The sequence below is a fragment of the Candidatus Aquiluna sp. UB-MaderosW2red genome (assembly GCF_900100865.1).
Lineage (GTDB): Bacteria > Actinomycetota > Actinomycetes > Actinomycetales > Microbacteriaceae > Aquiluna.
Window position 1 is genome coordinate 705,365 of record NZ_LT627734.1, and the last position, 17,199, is coordinate 722,563.

Annotated in this window: 18 protein-coding genes; 11 read left to right on the plus strand and 7 right to left on the minus strand. The window is 51.8% G+C overall.

Features of this window, described 5'->3' with window-relative positions; all coding sequences use genetic code 11:
• Positions 1-39 precede the first annotated feature (39 nt).
• From BLP47_RS03650 to BLP47_RS03660, 3 genes are read right to left on the minus strand one after another with little or no spacing between them, the layout of a single operon-like run.
• Positions 40-978 carry an NUDIX hydrolase gene (locus tag BLP47_RS03650; RefSeq protein ID WP_091850474.1) on the minus strand — a complete coding sequence of 313 codons (939 nt, stop codon included), beginning with the start codon at positions 976-978 and terminating at the stop codon, positions 40-42.
• Complete coding sequence (locus BLP47_RS03655; RefSeq protein WP_091850475.1) at positions 975-3,089, minus strand: RNA degradosome polyphosphate kinase; 2,115 nt, start codon at positions 3,087-3,089, stop codon at positions 975-977. The genes BLP47_RS03650 and BLP47_RS03655 overlap by 4 nt, the downstream gene beginning before the upstream one ends.
• Before the next feature lie 42 nt (positions 3,090-3,131).
• The gene (locus tag BLP47_RS03660; RefSeq protein ID WP_091852888.1) at positions 3,132-3,794 is read right to left on the minus strand and encodes a response regulator transcription factor; all 663 of its coding nucleotides are present in this window, start codon (positions 3,792-3,794) and stop codon (positions 3,132-3,134) included.
• Between the two features lie 65 nt (positions 3,795-3,859).
• Here BLP47_RS03660 and BLP47_RS03665 point away from each other — a divergent pair, with 65 nt between their 5' ends.
• From BLP47_RS03665 to BLP47_RS03685, 5 genes are all read left to right on the plus strand, one after another.
• Complete coding sequence (locus BLP47_RS03665) at positions 3,860-4,114, plus strand: hypothetical protein (protein ID WP_157671457.1); 255 nt, start codon at positions 3,860-3,862, stop codon at positions 4,112-4,114.
• A 120-nt stretch (positions 4,115-4,234) separates the two neighbouring features.
• On the plus strand, positions 4,235-4,831 hold the full coding sequence (locus BLP47_RS03670) for an FABP family protein (RefSeq protein WP_091850479.1): 597 nt from the start codon (positions 4,235-4,237) through the stop codon (positions 4,829-4,831).
• Positions 4,821-5,801, plus strand: a complete 981-nt coding sequence (locus BLP47_RS03675) for a folate-binding protein YgfZ (RefSeq protein WP_091850481.1) — start codon at positions 4,821-4,823, stop codon at positions 5,799-5,801. The genes BLP47_RS03670 and BLP47_RS03675 overlap by 11 nt, the downstream gene beginning before the upstream one ends.
• Positions 5,798-6,865, plus strand: a complete 1,068-nt coding sequence (locus BLP47_RS03680) for an aromatic acid exporter family protein (RefSeq protein WP_091850483.1) — start codon at positions 5,798-5,800, stop codon at positions 6,863-6,865. Before BLP47_RS03675 ends, BLP47_RS03680 begins: the two co-directional genes overlap by 4 nt.
• A gap of 10 nt (positions 6,866-6,875) precedes the next feature.
• A complete protein-coding gene (locus BLP47_RS03685; RefSeq protein WP_091850485.1) occupies positions 6,876-7,622 on the plus strand; it encodes a phosphoglyceromutase in 747 nt (248 codons plus the stop codon).
• On the opposite strand, the gene phoU is transcribed toward BLP47_RS03685, so the two are convergent.
• Positions 7,623-8,270, minus strand: coding sequence for a phosphate signaling complex protein PhoU (phoU, locus tag BLP47_RS03690; protein ID WP_091850488.1), 648 nt, complete (start codon positions 8,268-8,270; stop codon positions 7,623-7,625).
• Positions 8,271-8,443: 173 nt separating this feature from the next.
• Here phoU and BLP47_RS03695 point away from each other — a divergent pair, with 173 nt between their 5' ends.
• Together BLP47_RS03695 and BLP47_RS03700 are read left to right on the plus strand one after the other, a co-directional pair.
• A complete protein-coding gene (locus BLP47_RS03695) occupies positions 8,444-9,502 on the plus strand; it encodes a cell wall metabolism sensor histidine kinase WalK (RefSeq protein WP_091850490.1) in 1,059 nt (352 codons plus the stop codon).
• A complete protein-coding gene (locus BLP47_RS03700; protein WP_091850492.1) occupies positions 9,503-10,183 on the plus strand; it encodes a response regulator transcription factor in 681 nt (226 codons plus the stop codon).
• On the opposite strand, the gene BLP47_RS03705 is transcribed toward BLP47_RS03700, so the two are convergent.
• Positions 10,180-10,653 (minus strand): hypothetical protein, encoded by a 474-nt coding sequence (locus BLP47_RS03705; RefSeq protein ID WP_091850494.1) that lies wholly within the window; start codon positions 10,651-10,653, stop codon positions 10,180-10,182. The two genes, BLP47_RS03700 and BLP47_RS03705, sit on opposite strands and share 4 nt — an antisense overlap.
• A gap of 92 nt (positions 10,654-10,745) precedes the next feature.
• On the opposite strand from BLP47_RS03705, the gene BLP47_RS03710 reads away from it, so the two are divergent.
• From BLP47_RS03710 to rlmB, 4 genes are read left to right on the plus strand one after another with little or no spacing between them, the layout of a single operon-like run.
• Positions 10,746-11,228 (plus strand): CarD family transcriptional regulator, encoded by a 483-nt coding sequence (locus BLP47_RS03710; RefSeq protein WP_091850495.1) that lies wholly within the window; start codon positions 10,746-10,748, stop codon positions 11,226-11,228.
• Between the two features lie 3 nt (positions 11,229-11,231).
• Positions 11,232-12,350, plus strand: coding sequence for a 2-C-methyl-D-erythritol 4-phosphate cytidylyltransferase (gene ispD / locus BLP47_RS03715; RefSeq protein WP_091850497.1), 1,119 nt, complete (start codon positions 11,232-11,234; stop codon positions 12,348-12,350).
• Between the two features lie 9 nt (positions 12,351-12,359).
• On the plus strand, positions 12,360-13,757 hold the full coding sequence (gene cysS / locus BLP47_RS03720) for a cysteine--tRNA ligase (RefSeq protein ID WP_091850499.1): 1,398 nt from the start codon (positions 12,360-12,362) through the stop codon (positions 13,755-13,757).
• Complete coding sequence (rlmB, locus tag BLP47_RS03725; RefSeq protein ID WP_091850501.1) at positions 13,757-14,734, plus strand: 23S rRNA (guanosine(2251)-2'-O)-methyltransferase RlmB; 978 nt, start codon at positions 13,757-13,759, stop codon at positions 14,732-14,734. Before cysS ends, rlmB begins: the two co-directional genes overlap by 1 nt.
• Positions 14,735-14,736: 2 nt before the next feature.
• On the opposite strand, the gene BLP47_RS03730 is transcribed toward rlmB, so the two are convergent.
• Positions 14,737-16,050 (minus strand): DUF4032 domain-containing protein, encoded by a 1,314-nt coding sequence (locus BLP47_RS03730; RefSeq protein ID WP_091850504.1) that lies wholly within the window; start codon positions 16,048-16,050, stop codon positions 14,737-14,739.
• A gap of 2 nt (positions 16,051-16,052) precedes the next feature.
• Positions 16,053-17,129, minus strand: coding sequence for an ABC transporter ATP-binding protein (locus BLP47_RS03735; RefSeq protein WP_091852891.1), 1,077 nt, complete (start codon positions 17,127-17,129; stop codon positions 16,053-16,055).
• Between the last annotated feature and the right edge of the window lie 70 nt (positions 17,130-17,199).

The window sequence follows — 17,199 nt, forward strand, 5'->3', positions numbered from 1 at the left end:
AACCAACTCGAGTCAACCAGAAGGTTAATAACGAGTGAACTATCTCGATAGCCCAGACTCCAGCGAGACGTATTCGGTGGAGAGGACACGGGGCTTTTTATCGAGTGAGAGCCGCAACACGATGAAGTCGGCTGGCTGCAAGGTCTTGGCCGCTTCGATTTGCTGTTTGAGAGAACCGACGGCGTGGTCGGAAATGGCTTTTAAGACGTGCGGCAAGGCTGGGCGATGAGTGCAAACTAGAGCGTTCTTGGAATCTGCAAATAGGTCTTCGATTACGTTCGAGGTGGACTTGGGGTTTTTCGCACTGCCATATTCGGATAGTTGGGAGCGCTCCACCAGCACTCTTTTTCTTGAATCAACAAAAGGCATCACGGTGTCGCGACAGCGTTTCCAAGGGCTCGAAACTACCCGCTTGGGGCCATAGGCAGATAAAAGCGGAACCAACCGCTTGGCCTGAGCGGAGCCTTCTCGTAATAAGGGCCGCTTGACTTCCTCACCGGTCCAATCCGCCCGGGGGGTTGCTATTGCATGCCGAAGCACTATCAAACCCCGAGTCTCAAGTTCGTTCGCCGCTTTGAGTGCAATTACTTTTTCCAGCAGGTCTTTATCGTGCTGATAGCTGAGTTGCTCGAGGGCCTTCTGAGCTGGCAGCCAGCGAACTTCTGCAATTTCGTCATTCGGTGAAAATTTAGATTTGTTTAGAGCCTTTTGGGGCACCTTGGAAACCCAGTAGTGCACCTCTTTATCTTGACCGGTTGAGAGCGGGTAGTTAACTACCGCTAGTTTTCGACCGAGTCTGATCTTGATCCCGGTCTCTTCTTCGACCTCACGCACCGCAGTTTCTGGAAGCAACTCTCCGGGATCCTGCTTGCCTTTGGCAAAGGCCCAGTCGTCATATTTTTCACGGTAGACCACTGCTATCTCTAGGTCTGTTTCGCCAGGCTTCCAGAGAACCACTCCCGCCGCATAAACGGTCATACGCTGCGTTTTTTCAATAATGTTCTGGCCATAATCTCGTTTTGCATATCTTTTAGTGGTTCACCATCTTTTGATTTGGTTTGTCTTAGCCATTGCCCGGAAGATTCTAGTTTCCAGTGTGCAACCTCACCACCCATGCCTAAATCAAATAGCTCTCGAAGTCGAAGAAGTTGATCATCCTGCACAATTTTTACCAGAGTCTCGACTCTGCGATCGAGGTTTCGGTGCATCATGTCCGCGCTGCCGATGAAGACATCGCGGTCACCGCCATTTTCAAAAGAAAAGATTCGGGAGTGCTCCAAGTAGCGACCAAGCACTGAGTGAACCGAGACGCTCTCGCTGAGTCCCTTGACACCCGGTTTTAGGGCGCACATTCCCCGAACCAAGATATCTACCTTCACACCAGCCATCGAAGCGCGGTAGAGCTCATCGATAATCTGCTCATCCACCAGGGAGTTCATTTTGAATTTAATCTCCGCGGGTCTTCCGGCTCGTTGGTGCTCAATTTCCCGGTGAATTCGGCTGGTGAGGCCCTCGCGAACACCCACCGGGGAGATCAACATGGTTTGGTAATCGGTGTCGGCGCCATAGCCCGAGAGCTGGTTGAATAATTTGGAGAGGTCTTCTCCCACGCCCGGGCGTGCGGTCAATAGCCCGAGGTCTTCGTAATAACGCGCAGTTTTTGGATTGTAGTTTCCGGTGCCAATGTGGCAATAGCGCTTGAGCGTCTTACCTTCTTGTCGAATCACCAGCGACAACTTGCAGTGCGTCTTTAGGCCTACGATTCCGTAAACCACGTGAACCCCGGCGGCCTCAAGCTTTCTGGCCCAACCGATGTTATTTTGCTCATCAAAACGGGCCTTAATCTCAACCAGGGCCAGCACCTGCTTGCCCGCTTCGGCGGCGTCAATTAGAGCATCGACAATTGGTGAGTCGCCGCTGGTTCGGTAGAGGGTTTGCTTGATCGCAAGGACCTGAGGGTCGGCAGCCGCTTGCTCTAAGAATGCCTGAACGCTAGTTGCAAATGACTCATAAGGGTGATGAACCAAGACCTCACGTTCGCGAAGGGCTGCAAAGATGTCAGCCGCCTCATCCTCATCCGCTTCTAAATGGCGATTAGTGGTGATGGCATGGGGTTCGAAAAGCAATTCGGGACGAGACAAAAAGGCGAAGGCACTCAATGCCCTGAGGTCAAGCGGCTCTGGCAGGTGCAGGACCTCACCTTCTTGAATACCCAGCTCGCGCTGCAATAAGCTCAGCACCTTCTGATCAATATCCTCGGCTACCTCGAGACGAACCGGAGGGCCAAAGCGGCGGCGCAAGAGCTCTTTTTCGAGCTGGACCAAAAGGTTTTCACCCTCGTCCTCATCTACCTCGAGGTCTTCGTTTCTGGTGACGCGAAATATGTGGTGCTCAAGTACCTCCATGCCGGGGAAGAGCTCGGATAAAAATTCACCCATCACATCTTCCAGGGGAACAAAACGCTGAGCCACGGAACCCGGCACCGAGACAAACCTCGGCAGGAGTGGGGGTACCTTTACGCGGGCGAAGTGCTCCTTAGAGTTATTTGGGTTTTTTAACACCACCGCAAGGTTGAGGGACAAACCCGAAATATAAGGAAACGGGTGTGCCGGGTCAACGGCGAGTGGAGTGAGCACTGGGAAAACCTGGGAGCTGAAGTATTCGTGCAGGTCCTTTTTTTCGCCATCGGTCAGTGTGGACCAGTGCACAATTTGGATACCGTGTTGGGTAAGTTCCGGTCCAATTTGGTTGGCAAATAAGTTAGCGTGCCTGGTTTGAAGCTCCTTGGTGGCCTCTGAGATTTGATTCAGAACCCCTTGCGGGCTCAACCCGGAGGCGGATTGAACGGCTATCCCGGTGGCGATTCTTCTCTTTAGAGAAGCCACGCGAACCATAAAGAATTCGTCTAGGTTGGACGCAAATATAGACAAAAAGTGAACTCGTTCTAGGAGTGGGATGCTGGAATCCTCAGCCATCTCTAAAACTCGTCTATTGAAATCTAGCCAACTTAGCTCGCGGTCTAAAAACCGATCCGCGGGCAAATCGGGCTGCGAGTCGGGGAGGAAAATGACCGTGGTTTCTTCAGACATGTGTCAATGATGACACTTCTGGGTGACCAATAGGTGAACTTTCTAATCCTTGTGGTTTCCCTCTGGACTCAGGAGATAACCGACATTTCGCACGGTCCCAATCAGCCCCTCGAATTCTCCCAGCTTGGCTCTGAGCCTTCGAATGTGAACATCAACTGTTCTAGTGCCTCCGAAGTAGTCGTATCCCCAAACCTCGCTCAAAAGCTGCTCGCGTGAAAAGACTCGGTCCGGGTTTTCGTTGAGGTGTCGTAAAAGCTCGAACTCCTTAAAGGTCAAATCTAGCGTGCGCCCATTGACCTTGGCCGTGTAGCTGAGCTCATCAATAACCAAACCGGTCCGGCCCTGGTTGTCCGCTTTTTGCACCTGGTGGGCATCGAGTAGAAGCCTGATTCTGGCTGCTAGTTCAGAGATAGAAGCCTCGACCATTACAAAATCTCGCAGCCCCCAATCGCTGCTGATGGCCGCCAAGGCGGCCTCATTGACCAATAAGAGAATTGGCCGATGCCAACCCGCCGCGCTGAGAATGCGTGCCATCGACTTCGCGCCGCTGAGATCGTCTCGGCAATCAAGCAGTGTGATGTCATGCCTTGGCACTGAAGACAAAGCCTGAGGGTCAAACCCGATGCCCACCACCTGATGGCCCAAAATTTCCAGAGTGGGCAGTGGGTTGCCGTTGGCAGCAGAGATGGTCAGAATAATTGCCATTTTTATGCCCTCCGCTTGCAAAAATGATAGTCCTGATTCGGCCACAATTGGCTAGAGTTCCTAAGGTGAGTAAGCAGTGGTTTCAAATAATATTGATCTGGGCAGTGGTTCTAACGCTGGGTATCGGATCGCTTTTGGTTTTAGATGGTGACGCTGTCTACACCGCCTTTGCAACCTTGGCGGCTGGATCAATTGCCCTGGTGAGCATTGAGCACCTGATTTCAGCCAAGGCTAAGGACACCGTGCGCCAACAGGTTTACGTTGCTGCCGGGAGCTTCGCAATTCTTTCGATTCTCACGCTTTTTACTTTGCTGAGTTAGACTTAGACCATGCTTTTAGCGATCGAAATATTCTTTACTGGCCTGTTGGTGCTGGCATCTCTAGCAATTGCAGGAATTGCTGGTTTAGTAGTAGTCAAGCTCTTCAAGGGGCAAAAGTAGTTGTTCCTCATCCCGGAGAACTTGCCGATTGAACTAACCCCATTTACTTTTTTACTCGGCAATTGGTCTGGCACTGGAATTGTTAGTTACCCGGTCGGTAGCGGACCCGCGATTGAAATCGAGTTCTCTCAGGATATGAGCTTTACCCCACATCCCAACGGCCGGCTGGAATACAGCTCCGAAGCTAGAGACCAGGCCGGCAGGCTGATCACCCAAGAGCGTGGTTATTGGATGCTCTCAAGACCTGGCAACCAAGCCGACGCAGGCCCGGGCCTTATCCCAGGAAATGGCGAACCTTCAATCTCGGTGCGTGAGGATCTCGAGCTGTGGCGAAATGCCGATAAGGGCTTTGATATCGAGGCTTTGATAATTCATCCCAGTGGAATTTCGGAACTTTATTTCGGCCACATCAAGGGCGCACGGGTTGATATCGCAACCGATGCTGTGATGCGCTCGCCAAACGCAAAGGAATACTCCGCTGGCAAGCGGATGTTTGGACTGGTAGACAGCGCGCTTTTATGGGCTTGGGATATGGCGGCTCTGGGCTCACCACTTAAATCCCACGCCTCGGCAAGATTGGTTCGCAATGACAAGTAGTTCTTTTGGTAACCCTCTGGTTCAGCAGCGATCGCTCCTGAAAGGTTTGGCATTTGTCGAACTTGAGGACCAAGCGGTTTTGGAAATTGCTGGCCCAGATGCAAAATCCTGGTTGCACGCCCTGACTTCGCAAAACATTCTCAACCTCAAAACTGGTGAATCAACAGAATCATTATTGCTGGATCCGCAGGGGCACGTGGAGCAGCAACTCAAGGTAATAGCCACGGAAGCTGGGCTCTTGCTGATATTACCAAAATCAAAACTTGCAGATTTTCAAGCTTGGTTGCAGAAGATGAAGTTTCGCACCAAGGTCGAAATCAGTACCCGCGATGACCTTAGGGTCATTGCCTCCTTTGCTGCATTAGAACAAGCGCTTTATAGCTGGGTAGATCATTTTTCGGCGGGCTCGCCCGGCGGAGTCAGATACGCCGAATCGGCAAGGGCTTTTGATTACCAAGAGCACCTAGTGGGCCTTGATCAAAGAATCGACTTAGAACCGGCAAGCCCGATGGCCCTAGAGGGATTGAGAATTGCCGCCGGTCGGCCGGCGATTAATGACATCGACGAAAGGGCGCTGCCGCACGAATTCGATTGGTTAGCCAGCGCGGTCCACATGTCTAAAGGTTGCTATCGCGGCCAAGAGTCGGTGGCAAAGATTCATAATATCGGCCACCCTCCAAGAAGGTTAATAATTTTGAACTTGGAAGAGGGAGACATTTTGTCGCAGCAGGGAGATGAAGTCTTCTACCAGGACAAGTTGGTTGGCAAGGTCCGGGCGGCTGCCCTGCACTATGAAGCCGGGTCAGTAGCCCTAGCGCTGGTAAATAGAAATACGCCCTATTTAGACCTGATGGTCCAAACCGTTAGCGGTCGCTACGCGGCGACTCAAGAGGTTTTGGTTCCTTTCGATGCGGGCAAGGCCGCCAACCTTCCAAGGCCATCGGCATTTAAGCTCAGCGGCAAAAAATGAACCGCTTTGTGATCCGGTTCTCTTTTTCGAGAGTCCGGGATTCACTTTGGAGCATTGGTCAGATTGTTTTGGCAGCCCTCACCGCCTACCTAATAGCAAGATATGGTCTTGGTCACCCCGTGCCATTGTTGGCGGTCACCGTCACGATTTCCTCTCTTGGATTTAATCGGGACTCGAGGCCCAGGCAGGTGCTCTCGACAGCAATTGCGATGTTTAGTGGCGTGTTGCTGAGCGAGTCACTGCTCATAACGCTTGGCTCCGGGGCCATCCAGCTTGCAATCGCCATCGCTTTGGCGATGATGCTTGCAAGACTCTTCACCTCCAACCCCGCCTTCACAATTACCGTGGCCCTGCAGGCAGTTTTGGTGCAGCTTTTAGAGACTCCAGCCACCGGTGTCTATTCCAGGGCGATGGATGGGCTTATTGGGGGAGCGGTGGCACTAATTTTTACAGCCCTGCTGCCAAGAAACCCAATTAAGTTGGCAAAAGCCGACTCCAAGGCGCTATTTGAGGTTTTTAAAAAGACACTGTCGGCACTGCACTCGGTTTTATTAAAGCCTGATGTTGCGGTGGCCCATAGCGCACTCGAGGAAATTCGTAAAACCCAACCGCTAGTGGATAATTGGCAAGCCACGCTTCACAGCGCGCAGGCCATTGCGCGAATATCCCCATTTTATCGTTGGGCAAAAGCTGAAATTTCAGAGCAACAGGAAGTTGCCGAGGGGATGGATCTTGCCACCAGAAACCTTCGGGTGCTGGCTCGAAGAATCGATTATTTAATCAAGGACGGCAAGTCAAGGCCCCAGTTGGCAGAGCTGCTGGGGAAAATAATGATTGCGGTGGATCTTCTGGAGCAAACTTCCGATGATTTTTCGGTTACCCAAAAAGCTAGAAAGTATCTTCGAAAACTCGCAAAAGAGCTAGCCATTGAAAGCTATTCACCGCCCCTACCCCAGAGTGAGATTGCAGTTTTGATGCAGATTCGGCCGCTTTATGTTGACCTGGTAATTGCCGCAGGTGTCGAGCCTGAGGCGGCCAGGAATCTATTACCCAAGGTTGACTAAGCTTTGGTAAATGACTTATAACCTGATTTTGCTTAGGCATGGCAATAGCGTTTGGAACCAAAAAAACATCTTTACCGGCTGGGTTGATGTTGATCTAAGCGATCAGGGCCGGCAAGAGGCAAAACGTGCGGGTGAACTCTTGCAGGCCTCGGGCCTAAGGCCAGACGTGCTTTACACCTCCATGCTAAAAAGGGCTATCAACACCGCCCACATTGCCCTTGATCAAATGGATCGCAACTGGATTCCCACTATAAGATCATGGCGCCTAAACGAGCGACACTACGGTTCCCTGCAGGGTTTAGACAAGGCCCAGACGCTCAAGGAGTATGGTCCGGAACAGTTCCAAATTTGGCGTCGTAGCTTTGATGTCGCCCCTCCGAAAATTTCGGATGATAGTGAGTTCTCGCAGGCGCACGATGAAAGATACCAAGGCCTAAAGGAGCAGCTGCCCCGGACTGAGTGCCTAAAGGATGTTTTGGCAAGGATGATGCCATTTTGGGACTCAGATATTGTTCCGAGTCTCAAACAAGACAAGACCGTCTTAGTAGCAGCCCACGGTAACTCGCTCAGGGCTTTGGTAAAAGAGCTTGATGGCATTGGTGACAAAGACATTGCCGAACTCAATATCCCAACTGGGATTCCGCTTCTTTATCGCTTAGCGAAAGACTTGAAGCCTCTGGTAAGTGGTGGCGAATATCTAGATCCTGAAGCCGCCAGGGCTGGTGCTAAGGCTGTTGCGAATCAGGGCAATAAATAGTTAAATATCGGTCCACTCGCCAGTTTGCAAAAAGCTGACCTTTGCGGAAATGTCTACAACGTGATCCGCGAAGCGCTCGAAGTATCTCGAGGCTAGGGTGACATCCACCGTGAACATGGCGTTCTCCTGCCAGGCCTTATCTAGCACCACCTCAAAAACCTTGCGGTGTAGCCGGTCCACCGACTCGTCCTGGGCTTGGATTTCCCGCGCTAAATCCAGATCGGTGTTCCCAATGAGTTTGACCACCTTGGTGACCAACTCGAGATCTAGCCGTGCCATATCCTCGAAGGTCTGCCGCAGTGACTCTGGAACCGCACTGCCTGGGAAGCGATAGCGAGCGATGGCTGCGATGTGGGAGGCAAGAGAACCCATTCGCTCTAAGGACGCACTCATGCGAAGCGCTGAGACTAGGATTCTGAGGTCTCTGGCTACCGGGGATTGTGTGGCCAAAACTCTGATGACTAGCTCGTCAAGGTCCAGAGCGCGCTCTTCGTTTGCTTCGCTCAGCGCCAAAGCCTCGTCGGCCAAACTCACATCCGAATTGAGAAAGGCTCTTGAGCCCTTGTCCATTATTGTTTTTGCGCCCTCGGCTAGTTCAACTAGTCGGGCTTGAACTTCTAGTAATTCTTGCTGGAATACTGCGCGCATTTGAGCCCTCGTCTTTCACTGCCTTTGGTGCATTTTGGCTTCCAAAAGCAAACATCGTATTAATTTGTACCAAATCGCTAGCAAACTCTTTTTGGCTAAGCACTAAAGACTCCTAGTGTAGTTGTCGAACCATTCGCCTAGAATTTAGGCAATCCGCGAGGTGAAAGAGTTTTGTGAAGCTGGTTAGCAAGCGCAAAAAAGCGAAAGCAGAAGCCGCCGAGGTGAATGCCTTCGAAAAAGTTGCCTCTCAAATTGTTGATGTTATGGCTTCGGCAGGGGTGGTTTTGGATGTTTATAACTCAGCCCTCACGTCCTCACCAGGCGCCCTGCAACTCGGTTTGGTGCAAAATCGAAGACTGGTCCATCAAGAATTGGTCGAGCTGGTTCAAGAGGCCAGGCAGGGATTTGGCACCTTTCAAGCTGAGGTGCGGCTAGAAACTGGTCTGAGAAAACAGGAGCTTTGGGTTCACGCCAGAGCCGCTCGATTCGGCGAAAATTACGTCATGCTTCTGGTGGATGATCGCACCGAATCAAAAAAACTTGAGGAGACCAGGCGGGACTTTGTCGCCAACGTTTCCCACGAGCTCAAGACGCCGGTGGGCGCTATTGGGCTTTTGGCTGAGGCGATTGCTTCCTCTAGTGATGACTCTCAGATGGTTCAAAAATTCGCGAACTCAATGCGGGTCGAATCCGAGCGGCTTGGGCATTTGGTAAAGGATCTGATTGAACTCTCTCGGGTCCAAGTCGCGAACATCACAAAAGAGGGCAAAATAATCAGTCTCCAAAAGGTGGTCACCGAGGCGGTCAGACGTAACGTCAACTTGGCGCAACAGCACCAAATCAAACTTTCCGCCAGCGCCAAGACTCCTGTTCAGTTGTTTGGAGATTTTGAGATGCTCGTTACTGCAATTAGAAACTTGATTGAAAACGCGATACTTTATTCGAATCCGGGTGGGCACGTTGGGGTCGGAGTCAGGATTGCCGACGGAGTCGCGGAGATCTCCGTGACGGATTCGGGAATCGGGATTCCAGAAGCCGAACAGTCTCGAATCTTTGAAAGGTTCTACAGAGTCGACCCATCTCGCTCCAGAGAAACAGGAGGAACGGGTCTAGGTCTGGCCATTGTCAAACACGCGGCGAGTAACCACTTGGGTGAAGTAAAGATATTTTCAAAGGCTGGGATTGGCTCCACCTTCACTCTTAGATTACCGATGGAGCAAAAGGATGACTAAGTGACCAAAATACTCGTAGTGGAGGACGAAGTGAATCTTCGAGAGCCACTGGTTTACCTATTAAAAAAAGAGGGATACGAGGTCATTGAGGCGGCCGATGGGATAGCCGCACTTGAGATATTCAGATTCCAAGGGGCGGATCTTGTGTTACTGGATGTCATGTTGCCTGGGCTCTCAGGAAGCCAGGTTTGCCAAGCAATCAGGGGCGAAAGCCAAGTTCCCATCATCATGCTTACAGCTAAAGATTCTGAAATAGACAAGGTTGTGGGGCTTGAGATCGGGGCTGACGACTATGTAACTAAGCCTTATTCGACAAGAGAGCTTTTGGCCAGAATGAAGGCTGTTCTCAGGCGAGGAACGGATTCCAAACCAAGCGAGTCGGGTTTCCTGGAGGCGGGTCCGGTGTCAATGGACCTAATTAGCCACGTAGTGAAAGTGAATGATCAGAAGGTTTCCATGCCCCTCAAAGAATTTGAGCTACTGGAGTTGCTGATGGAAAATGTCAACCGGGTGCTAACCAGGGCTCAAATTATTGACCGGGTTTGGGGATCTAACTATTTTGGAGACACTAAGACCCTCGATGTGCATGTGAAAAGAATCAGGTCCAAGATTGAAGCGGATCCCGCCAACCCAAAACACCTGGTTACCGTGCGCGGTTTGGGCTATAAATTCGAGATTTAGTAGAGCGCGTCGTAGAAGATGCGGTACTCCTCGAGACTGCCATCCATGATTGGAACCTGAAGGGTTATCGGATCGCCACCACCGGAGAGAAATAGCGAGTGGAGTTGACCGGGAGACTCGCTGATTGGGACAGCCAAAGGGTTGGTGCCGTTATATCCAAGGTCAAATTTGGAATTTGCAGCGACATCGAAGCTAACTTCGAGACGCTCACCAGCTGAATTCAGAATCTGAATGGTTCCGGTTATGGGCTCCATTGTCGAATTTACAAAAGAACCGATGAGCACGGCTTTTTCACCTTCGCCCTTTATGAACAGCAAATTCCTAGCCTTCAGATCCTGAACGTCAACAATCACACCGTCGGATGGAGAGTATGGCTTGAGCGATTCAACGTCACGTTGAAAAGAACAACCTGATAAAACCACCGTAGTTAGGGCGACAGCGATAAGGGCGATGATTTTCTTGATTTTCAAGGGTCCTCCAGAGGGCCGATTCTTCCCAATTCTATCCTAGGTAATCAGGGAGAACTGTGGTAAAATCAAGGTTTTGAAGCTGAAAGAAGTCTATGAAGTTTGCAGTTGGCGAAACAGTCGTTTATCCCCACCACGGTGCAGCAGAGATTATTGAAGTCTCCGAAAAGACGATTCGCGGCGAGACCCAGACCTACCTGAAGCTCAGAGTGGCCCAAGGGGATCTTATAATTCAGGTGCCATCGGCGAATGTTGAGATGGTTGGAGTGCGGGACGTCATCGACAAAAAAGGTGTCAAGCAGGTCTTCGATGTGCTTCGCGCAGAGTTCGTCGAAGAACCAACCAACTGGTCAAGGCGTTATAAGGCGAACCTTGAAAAGCTGGCCTCTGGTGACGTAGTGAAGGTCTCCGAAGTGGTCCGAGATCTTTGGAGAAGAGACCAAGACCGCGGTTTGTCCGCAGGAGAAAAGCGCATGCTCGCCAAGGCGCGGCAGATTTTAATCTCCGAGCTAGCGCTTGCTCGCAAGGTGGATGAGGAAAAAGCTTCGGCTGAACTGGACAAGGTTCTGGCTAGCTAAAAAATGGAAATTTCTGTCGTTTTAGTGGCAGCGGGGCGCGGAGCAAGGCTCGCAGCTGGCGTTCCAAAGGCAATCGCCACAGTTGCCGGGATCACGCTTTTAGAGCTCTCCCTCATGAGAATTGCGAAATTTGCTCCAGCACAGGTAATCGTGGTAGCACCGGCTGATCGAATTGCCGAATTTGATCGTATTTGCAAAAAATTTATGGTCAATGTCGAGGTTATTGCTGGTGGCCTAACAAGGCAGCAATCTGTTGCTAGTGGGCTTTCGCTGGTCACTCAAGAAAACGTCTTAGTGCACGATGCAGCCAGAGCATTTGCTCCTGAAGCAGTATTCGAGCGAGTCGCGCTCGCCCTTGTCGACGCGGAGTCCGTGGTGCCAGTGACTCACATCCCAGATACTGTGAAAAGAACTTCCGCGGGCTGGGTAACTGAAACTATTGACCGCAGCGAACTCAGGCTGTCCCAGACTCCGCAGGGTTTTCGAGTTGCAACCCTTCGTGATGCGCTCAGTAAAACCGAAGGTGATTTCACAGACGAAGCGGCCCTGCTTGAAAGCTTTGGGATCAAGACCAAAACCGTATTGGGTGATGAGCTGTGCTTTAAAATAACCACTCCCGCAGATCTGGATCGAGCTCGTTCAACATTCGCGAATGTGCGTTCTGGAGTCGGAGTCGACGCTCACGCCTTCGGCGAAGTCGGTGAGCTCTCGCTGGGGCTGGTGAAATTTCCCGAGCTACCGGGACTGGCGGGTCATTCGGATGGAGATTCGGTCTCCCATGCGATTGTCGATGCATTGTTATCGGCGGCAGCTCTTGGGGACATCGGGTCCAACTTTGGGACCAGTCGGAGCGAGTACTCAGGTGCTTCTGGCGAGGTGTTTCTAAAAGAGACAATCAGGTTATTGGAAGCAGCAAATTACGAGCCAGTAAACGTTTCAGTGCAGGTCGTTGCCGATAAACCGCGACTTGCAGAGCGCAGGCATGAATTGGAGGCGGCGCTCAGTGAGGTCATTGGAGCCCCGGTATCGGTGCTTGCTACCACCACCGATGGTTTGGGCTTTTTAGCTGATGCCAGGGGCATTGCAGCAGTAGCGACCGCCCTTATTAGAGTGCGGGATTAGGCTCAGAATATGAAGCTATACGACACTAAGGCTCGGCGTCTAATGGCTTTTGAGCCAGTCACCGAGGGGGAAGTGTCAATTTATGTCTGCGGGCCGACAGTGCAGTCCGAGCCGCACATCGGTCACCTCAGATCGGCTTTGGTTTACGACCTATTCACTCGCTGGTTCGAAGCTAACGGCAAAAAAGTCACGCTAATTCGTAACGTCACAGATATTGATGACAAGGTGCTAGAAAAAGCGCAGGAGACCAAGACACCCTGGTGGCAGCTAGCCCACACCAACGAACTTCTATTTGCCAGCGATTACCGCAAGCTAATGATCAGAGACCCAAGCTATGAGCCAAGGGCAACTGGGCATATCCCCCAGATGCTAAGTCTGATTTCATTATTGATTGAGCGCGGTCATGCCTATCAGGCACTGGATGGGTCAGGCAGCGTTTATTTTGATGTGCGGAGCTTACCGAGCTATGGCTCCTTGACGAATCAGCCAATCGATGAGATTGAAGTTGAGGGCATCGGCTCTGGTAAGAAACAACCTCAGGATTTTGCGCTCTGGAAAGCGGCAAAAAAAACCGAGCCCGACACCGCCAAGTGGGATTCTGATTATGGCCCCGGAAGACCTGGTTGGCATATCGAATGCTCGGCCATGGCCACCCATTATCTAGGCGCCCAGTTTGATATTCACGGCGGTGGTTTAGATCTTCGTTTCCCACACCACGAAAATGAGTTAGCTCAATCAAGCGCCGCGGGGCATGGGTTTGCGAAGTACTGGGTCCACAACGGGCTCGTGAACATTGCCGGGCAGAAGATGTCAAAGTCCTTGAATAACTCGGTTTATTCGAAAGAGCTATTCTCATTAGCCGAGCCTCAGGTAGTGCGCTATTACCTAATGAGCGCTCACTATCGTTCAGTTTTGGATTTTGCGCCAGAGGTTTTAGAGGAGGCAAAGACTGCGCTGGAGCGAATCTACGGCTTCCTAGAGCGTGCCGAGCGTGAACTTGAGTTGACCAGGTTCCAAGAGCTCGAGCTGGAAATTAATCTTCCCGAAGATTTTGTGTCGGAGATGAACGAGGACCTCAATATCCCAGCGGCGCTCGCGGTTATTCACGAGGCAGTTCGCTCGGGCAACACCCACCTCGATGAGCAGCGGCTTAGCGAGGCGAGCCAACAACGCTCCCAGCTTTATAAGATGCTCGAGATCATTGGCCTTGCGCCGAACCAGTGGCTGGTCGGGAGCTCCCTAGAGCACCAGGCACTTGATCTCTTGATCAAAGCGCTGATTGCTGAGCGCAATGCAGCAAGGGAAGCGAAGGACTATGCTCGTGCCGACGCTATTCGCGATTCACTAATTCAAGCTGGCATCGAGTTATCAGATGCATCAAACCAAACACACTGGAGTCTTAGCTGATGTCAAAACCTGGAAGGCCTGGAGCCGCCAAGGGTAAAAAGGGAGCCCCAAAGGGCTCTGGCGGTAAGAACCGTCAGTCGCTAGAGGGTCGTGGACCAACCCCGAAGGCTGAAGACCGCCCCTACCATAAGGCCTATCGCTCAAACATGACACCCAAGGCAAAAGTTGCGCCCAAACAAGTGAAACGCGGAGAGTTTGTCGCGGGCAGATCGGGAATGGGAGCAAGGGCAATTTCTGGAGAAATTCTCTCGGGTCGGAACTCGGTATCAGAAGCCCTCAAGGCCAAGATTCCGGCAACCGCATTGTTTATCGCCCAGGGCATTGACATGGATGACCGGGTTCGTAACGCAATCGCGATTGCCACCAACCGCAACATTGCAGTGAATGAAGTGACTCGCCAAGAAGTAGAGCGAATGACTGGTGGGGATAGCGTTCATCAAGGCATCGCACTCCAGGTTCCGCCTTACGACTATAAGCACCCGATGGATCTGGTCGATAGAGCACTTTCCCTGGGGCAAGTGCCCCTTCTGGTGGCGCTAGATGGTGTTACAGACCCTAGAAACCTAGGAGCAATAATTCGATCGGTGGCGGCCTTTGGTGCTCATGGTGTCGTACTGCCGCAGCGTCGAAGTGTTGGGGTCACTGCGGCAGCTTGGCGCACATCAGCCGGAGCCGCGGCAAGAATACCAGTTGCACTAGCTTCGAATCTAAATCAGGCCATCAAAGAGTATAAGCAGCGCGGCCTCTTTGTTATTGGGCTCGACGGTGATGGTGAGGTTTCTATGCCAGAGTTCACTTTGGCCGACCAGCCAATTCTTTTGGTGGTTGGGTCTGAAGGTAAAGGGCTCTCTCGATTGGTTCAGGAAAACTGCGATCAAGTAGTTTCGATTCCAATCGGAGGCGCAACAGAGTCTTTGAATGCCGGGATTGCTGCCAGTGTGGCGCTTTACCAAATCTCTACCATGCGCGCAAAGTAGAGCTAGACCTTATCTCTCCAGTCGCCTTCTTCATCGTCTTCTGACACAACAATCAAACCCGATGGAACCGGTTCAGCAAGCGTGATGGCCTCAGTGGTCTGCGCTCCCCCCAGCAGGGATTCTTCGTCCGGCCTATTTGAGAGCACCTCTGAGACGTAGCTTCTAACCGCATCCACCATGGGGACATCGCGGCCGGCATTTTCTGAGGCATACCAGCGGTGTTCCAGGACTTCATGAAATACCTCTGCTGGCTCAAGTTTTCCGGTGTATTGCAGCGGCACAGCTTTGATAACAGGCTCAAAAACATCGCTTAGCCATTCGTGAGCCAATACCTCTTCGTCTGCTCCGCTTCGAGCGTGAGAAAGCCGATACTCATCGATATCGTTCAGCAGTCGTCTGGCCTGGTTCTCTTCAACATCTAGACCAGTAAGTAGTAGGAGCCTTCTCGCGTGGTGACCGGCGTCAACAACCTTTGGTTGAATCCTCACGGTCGCTCCATCGGGGCTCTGGTCCATTGTGAGTTCCTCGATATCGAAACCCAGATCATTAAGTTGTTGCACTCGCCTGGAGATTCTCCAGCGCTCAGAGGCGAGGATGGTTTGGGTTTCGGTGAGCTCTTTCCAAAGCTCGTGGTACTTATCGACTATTCGCTGGCTAATTTTGCCAGGGTCAATTTCAACCGCTTTTCCAGAGGCCATCAGATCCATCAACTCTCCGGCAATATTTATTCTCGCAATTTCGAGATCGTTTTCGCGCTGGCCGTTTGAGAGTCGCGAGTCGTAGAGCTGCCCTGTTTCGGCATCAACCAAATAGGCGGCGAACTTCCCCGCGTCCCTTCTAAAAAGGGTATTGGAGAGCGAGACATCACCCCAAAAAAAGCCCACCAGGTGAAGTCGAACCAATAAAAGCGCCAAGGCGTCGACCAGTCTTTTGGCCGTTTGTTCCCTGAGGCCCTGTGACCACATTGCCCGATAAGGCAGTGAGAATTTTAAATGCCTTGTGATCAAGACAGCTGGCAACTCTTCGTCATTTTCATCGGTTCGGTTATTGATTATGGCGAAAGCTTCAACGCAAGGGATATCCAATTTCTCCAGCTTGCGCAGCATGTCATATTCGCGTTTAGCCAGATCGAACAGGGTTTCCTTAATCGCTACCACGTGGTCTCCCAGGTGAGCAAAGCGAACCGTGTGTCGGGAAAGTCCCTTAGGAAGTGCCGCAATGTTTTCCCTGGGCCAATCCTCCAAAGGCAAATGCCACGGCAGATCCAGCAGTGCTGGCTCAGCCGTGGCAGCCGTGATGTTGAGTTGTGAGGACATGCCTAGTTGAGGCGCAAGCCACTTTCGACATCGAATAGGTGAACTGCTTCTGAATCGGAGGCAGTTAGGTGAATCTTGTCACCGGCCATTGGGTGGTCGATTGCGTGAACCCGAATAACCACATTCTGCTCGGCACCATCAAGCTGTGCTCGACCGTATAAAAAGCCGTCAGAACCGAGTTCTTCTACAACATCAACCTCAACTGCGAGGCCGTGTTCTGAGACGGTTAGCTTCTCTGGTCGAATACCAACCGTGACTCTCGAGCCAGATGCCTTCGCGAGAATATCCTTCGAAATTGGGAGAACTGCATCGCCGAACTTGACTCCACCTTCCACAATCTCAAGCTGCACGAGGTTCATGGCCGGTGAGCCAATAAAGCCAGCAACGAAAACATTGAGTGGGCGGTCATAAAGATTACGAGGGGTGTCCACCTGCTGCAGGAGGCCATCTTTGAGCACAGCCACCCGGTCGCCCATGGTCATGGCTTCTACCTGGTCGTGGGTTACGTAAACGGTTGTCACACCGAGACGACGCTGCAAGGAGGCAATCTGGGTGCGAGTCTGAACCCTGAGCTTGGCGTCCAGGTTTGATAGCGGCTCATCCATCAGGAACACCTGTGGCTTACGAACAATCGCGCGACCCATGGCCACGCGTTGACGCTGACCACCGGAAAGAGCCTTTGGCTTGCGGTTTAGGTATGGCTCTAGATCTAGAAGCTTGGCCGCGTCCAGAACGCGCTCTGCGCGTTCTTCTTTGCTAACTCCAGCAATCTTCAGGGCGAATCCCATGTTCTCGGCAACGGTCATGTGCGGGTACAGAGCGTAGTTTTGGAAGACCATCGCGATGTCGCGATCTTTTGGTGGAACATCAGTTACTTCGCGGTCACCGATGTAGATGCCGCCGCCGTTTACCTCTTCGAGCCCTGCAAGCATGCGAAGCGAGGTGGATTTTCCGCAACCAGATGGGCCGACCAAAACCAAGAACTCGCCGTCCTTGACCTCTAGGTTGAGCTTGTCAACCGCGGGCTTGGTGCCACCGGGGTAGATTCTGGTTGCGTCTCTAAATGATACTGATGCCATTTTTTGCTCCTTCACCGGCAGGTACGTGCCGAACGATCCGTTGTGTAGGTATCTGACAATTGTCAGTTCC